Raw genomic sequence first — 4,244 nt, forward strand, 5'->3', positions numbered from 1 at the left:
CCGTCGCCCTCGCGCTCGTCGGCCGGCCGCGCCTCGTGCTGCTCGACGAGCCCACGACCGGCCTCGACGTCGAGGCCCGGCACATCCTGTGGCAGGCGCTGCGCGACTACCACGCCGACGGCGCGACCGTCGTGCTCACCAGCCACTACCTGGAGGAGATCGAGGCGCTCGCCGAGCGCGTCGTCGTCGTCGGCGGCGGACGCGTCCTCGCCGACGACTCCCTGCAGGCCGTGCTCGGCCTCGTCGGGCTGCGGCGCGTGCTGCTCACGCTGCCCGCGTCGTCGACGCTCGACCCGTCGAACCTGCCGGGCGCGCACGTCGCCGAGGTCACCGACACCGCCGACGGCCGGCGCTGGACGGTGCTGGCCGCCGACGCCGACGCGCTCGTCCGCGCGCTCGTCCACCACGACGTGCCGTTCTCCGACCTCGAGCTGCGCGGCGCGTCGCTCGAGGAGGCGTTCCTCGCCCTCACCGCCCGCGCCGACGCGGGCGACACCGACCCCGCACCGACCGGCCGCACCGCCGGCACGGGCACCACCCCGGCCGCCGACCGCGACGTGGACCGAGACGCCGAGGAGGCCGTCCGATGAGCACCGCGACCACCACCGCACCCACCGCGCGCGCCGACCGGCCCGCGCGCCCGGACCGGCCGCGGCCGTTCTGGCCGCTCGCGTTCCTGCACGCCCGGCTCGGGTTCCTCGAGACCGTCCGCATCCCCATCGCGGTCCTCGGCAACCTGCTGTTCCCGGCGCTCGCGCTGCTGTTCTTCGTCGTCCCGCAGCAGGGCGTCGCGCAGGACCCGCTCATGGCGACCGCCGCCGTCGCGCAGCTCGGCACGTTCGCCGTGATGTCGACGTGCCTGTTCTCCTTCGGGGTCGGCGTCGCCGAGGACCGGGCGCAGCCGTTCGACCCGTACCTGCGGACGCTGCCCGCGGGCGCCGGCCCGCGGCTCGCCGGACGCGTCCTCAACGGCGTCCTGTGGTCGTACCTCGCGCTCGTCCCGCTCGTCGTCATCGGCTGGCTGCTCACCGCGGCGACCCTGACCGCCGGGCGCGCGCTCGCGGCCGTCGTCATGGTGCCCGTCGTCGCCGTGCCGTTCCTGCTGCTCGGGCTCGCCGTCGGGTACCGGCTGTCGTCGAAGGCCGCGATCGCGGTCGTCCAGGCGACCCTGTTCCCGCTCGCGTTCGCCGGCGGGCTGTTCATGCCGCCCGAGGCCTTCCCGTCGTGGCTCGACGCCCTGTCGAAGCTCCTGCCGTCCCGCGCGGCCCGCGACCTCGCCGTGCAGGCGACCACCGGGTACGAGGCCTACGCGTGGGCGATCCCGGTCATCCTCGCCTGGACCGCCGTGTTCGCGGTCCTCGCGGTGCTCGCGTACCGCAGCGACGAGGGCCGCCGCTTCCGCTGACGAGCCACCCCGCGACGCGCGCCCCGGACCCACGGCGCGCGTCGCGGGCGGGCGTGCCGGGTGCCGGTGGCGGGCGACGACACCGCTCAGCGTGGGTCGCCCCACGCGGCCCGGATCGCCTCGGCCTGGGAGTCGAGCAGGTCACGCCCGGGGTCCGAGCCCCAGCGCGCGCCGATCGTGAAGCCGTCGTCCGGGTAGCGCGGGAAGACGTGCAGGTGGGCGTGCGGCACCTCCTGGAACGCGGCCTCGCCGTCCGCGTAGAACAGGTTGACGCCGTCGCTGCGCAGTGTGCTGCGGCGCAGGGCGGCCGCCACCTGACGGGCGACGGCGAACACCTCGGCCGCGGTGTCCTCGGGGAGGTCGGCGAGCGCGGGCAGGTGGGCCTTCGGCACCACGAGGACGTGGCCCGGGGTCACGGGGTCGACGTCCATGAACGCGAGCACCACGTCCGACTCGGCGACGCGGCTCGACGGGAGGTCGCCGCGCACGATCCGGCAGAACACGCAGGGGTCAGGGCTCGTCATGGCCGGATGCTCGCAGGTCCGGGCGCGGGCGCGCAGGCGGATTCCGCCCGACCCGGCGGGCGTGGCGCCGGGTCGGGAGGGCCCGGTCAGGAGAAGGTGCGCAGGCGCAGCGAGTTGCCGACGACCAGCACCGACGAGAACGCCATGGCGGCGCCCGCGATCATCGGGTTGAGCAGCCCGAACGCCGCCAGCGGGATCGCCGCGACGTTGTACGCGAACGCCCAGAACAGGTTCTGCTGGATGACGCGCAGCGTCCGGCGGGACAGCCGCACGGCCTGCCCGGCGGTCCGCAGGTCGCCGCGGACGAGTGTGAGGTCCGCGGCCTCGATGGCCACATCGGTGCCGGTGCCCATCGCCAGGCCCAGGTCGGCCGTCGCGAGGGCCGCGGCGTCGTTCACGCCGTCGCCGACCATCGCGACGCGTCGGCCCTCGGCCTGCAGGCGCTCGACCACGGCGACCTTGTCCGCAGGCAGCACCTGCGCGACGACGTCCTCCTCCGCGATGCCCACGGTGCGTGCGGCCGCGCGGGCGGCGCCCGCGTTGTCGCCCGTGAGCAGCACGGGCCGCAGCCCGAGCGCCCGCAGCTCCGCGACGGCCTGCGCCGACGTCGGCTTCACCGGGTCGCGCAGGACCAGGACGCCGCGCGCGACGCCGTCCCACGCGACCGCGACCGCCGTCGCGCCGTCGTCCTCCGCGGCGCGGACCTGCGCCTCGACCGTGCCGGTGTCGACACCCTCGTCCGCGAGCCAGCCGAGGCGGCCGACGAGCACGCGGCGGGACAGCGCGACGCCCGCGTGGGCGACGCGGACCACGCCCGAGACGCCGTGACCGGCGTGCGCGCGGAAGTCGTGCACCTGGTCGGAGCCGATGACGACGCCGTCCGCGCCGACGGCGACCGGGGTCGCGTCGGCTGCGGGGCGGGCGGACGGGTCGACCGCCGTGCCCTCCTGGGCGTCTGCCGCGCCGTCGTCCGGGGTGCCGTGCGCCGCGGACGCGATCGCCCGGGCGACCGGGTGCTCCGCGAGCTGCTCGACCGCACCCGCGAACCGCAGGACGTCCTCGCGGGTCGTGCCGTCGACGGGCACGACGTCGACGAGCGCCATGCGGCCCTGCGTGACCGTGCCGGTCTTGTCGAGCACGACGGTGTCGACCGCGCGGGTCTGCTCGAGGATCTCGGGACCCTTGATGAGGATGCCGAGCTGCGCGCCGCGGCCGGTGCCGACGAGCAGCGCGGTCGGCGTCGCCAGCCCGAGGGCGCAGGGGCACGCGATGATGAGGACCGCGACGGCGGCGGTGAACGCGGACTGCACCGAGCCGCCCGCGAGGAGCCAGCCGACGAGCGTGCCCAGCGCGAGCACCAGCACGACGGGCACGAACACCGCGGAGATGCGGTCCGCGAGCCGCTGCACCGGGGCCTTGCCGGTCTGCGCGGCGGCGACGAGCCGCCCGATCTGGGCGAGCCGCGTCTCCTCGCCGACCCGCGTCGCCCGCACGACGAGCGCGCCCGAGGTGTTGACGGTCGCCCCCGTGACGTCGTCGCCGGGACCGACGTCGACCGGGACGGGCTCGCCCGTGAGCAGCGACGTGTCGAGCGCGCTCGTGCCGGACACCACGACGCCGTCGGTCGCGACCTTCTCGCCCGGGCGGACGGCGAACTCGTCGCCCACGGCCAGGCGGTCGACCGGGACGCGCCGCTCGGTGCGGCGCCCGTCCGGGCCCGTGACCAGCAGGGCGACGTCCTTCGCGCCGAGGTCGAGCAGCGCGCGCAGCGCGTCGCCCGCGCGGCGGCGGGACCGGTGCTCGGCGTAGCGGCCGGCCAGCAGGAACGTCGTGACGACGGCCGCGACCTCGAAGTACAGCTCGGGCATCGCGTCGCCGTGGCCGGCGTCGGCCGCGGGCCACAGGGTCGGCGTCATCGTCATGCCGAGCATCCCCGCGCCGCCGAGCAGCAGCGCCCACAGCGACCAGCCGGTCGCGGCGACGATGCCGATCGAGACGAGGGTGTCCATGGTCGACGCGCGGTGCCGGGCGGCCCGGGCGGCGGCCTTGTGGAACGGCCACGCGGCCCACGTGGCGACGGGCAGCGCGAGCGCGGCGACGACCCACTGCCAGCCGCGGAACTGCAGCGCGGGCAGCATCGACAGGACGAGGACCGGGACGGTGAGGACGGTCGCGACCCGCAGCCGGCGGCGCAGGTCGGAGCCGCGCGCGTCGGTGGGGGCCGAGGTGTCCTCGTCGGGCTGCATCTCGTGGCCGGGTGCCATCGAGTGGCCGGACAGCGCGTGCTCGACGGGGTCCATGCCGGCCATGTCGTG

The 4,244-nt window shown here is 76.5% G+C and carries 4 protein-coding genes; 2 read left to right on the plus strand and 2 right to left on the minus strand.

Annotated features, from left to right (window positions below; translation table 11 throughout):
- Both CBZ_RS13775 and CBZ_RS13780 read left to right on the plus strand, forming a co-directional pair.
- Positions 1–590: ATP-binding cassette domain-containing protein (locus CBZ_RS13775; RefSeq protein WP_165446777.1), on the plus strand; the 590-nt coding region annotated here is incomplete at its 5' end.
- Positions 587–1,405 carry an ABC transporter permease gene (locus CBZ_RS13780; protein WP_130782093.1) on the plus strand — a complete coding sequence of 273 codons (819 nt, stop codon included), beginning with the start codon at positions 587–589 and terminating at the stop codon, positions 1,403–1,405. The genes CBZ_RS13775 and CBZ_RS13780, both read left to right, overlap by 4 nt.
- An 86-nt stretch (positions 1,406–1,491) precedes the next feature.
- Here the strand turns inward: CBZ_RS13780 and CBZ_RS13785 are convergent, their stop codons facing one another.
- Both CBZ_RS13785 and CBZ_RS13790 read right to left on the minus strand, forming a co-directional pair.
- Positions 1,492–1,929 carry an HIT family protein gene (locus CBZ_RS13785; protein ID WP_130782094.1) on the minus strand — a complete coding sequence of 146 codons (438 nt, stop codon included), beginning with the start codon at positions 1,927–1,929 and terminating at the stop codon, positions 1,492–1,494.
- 86 nt (positions 1,930–2,015) lie between these two features.
- Positions 2,016–4,244: copper-translocating P-type ATPase (locus tag CBZ_RS13790; protein ID WP_130782095.1), on the minus strand; the 2,229-nt coding region annotated here is incomplete at its 5' end.

Source organism: Cellulomonas biazotea, assembly GCF_004306155.1.
Taxonomy (GTDB): domain Bacteria; phylum Actinomycetota; class Actinomycetes; order Actinomycetales; family Cellulomonadaceae; genus Cellulomonas; species Cellulomonas biazotea.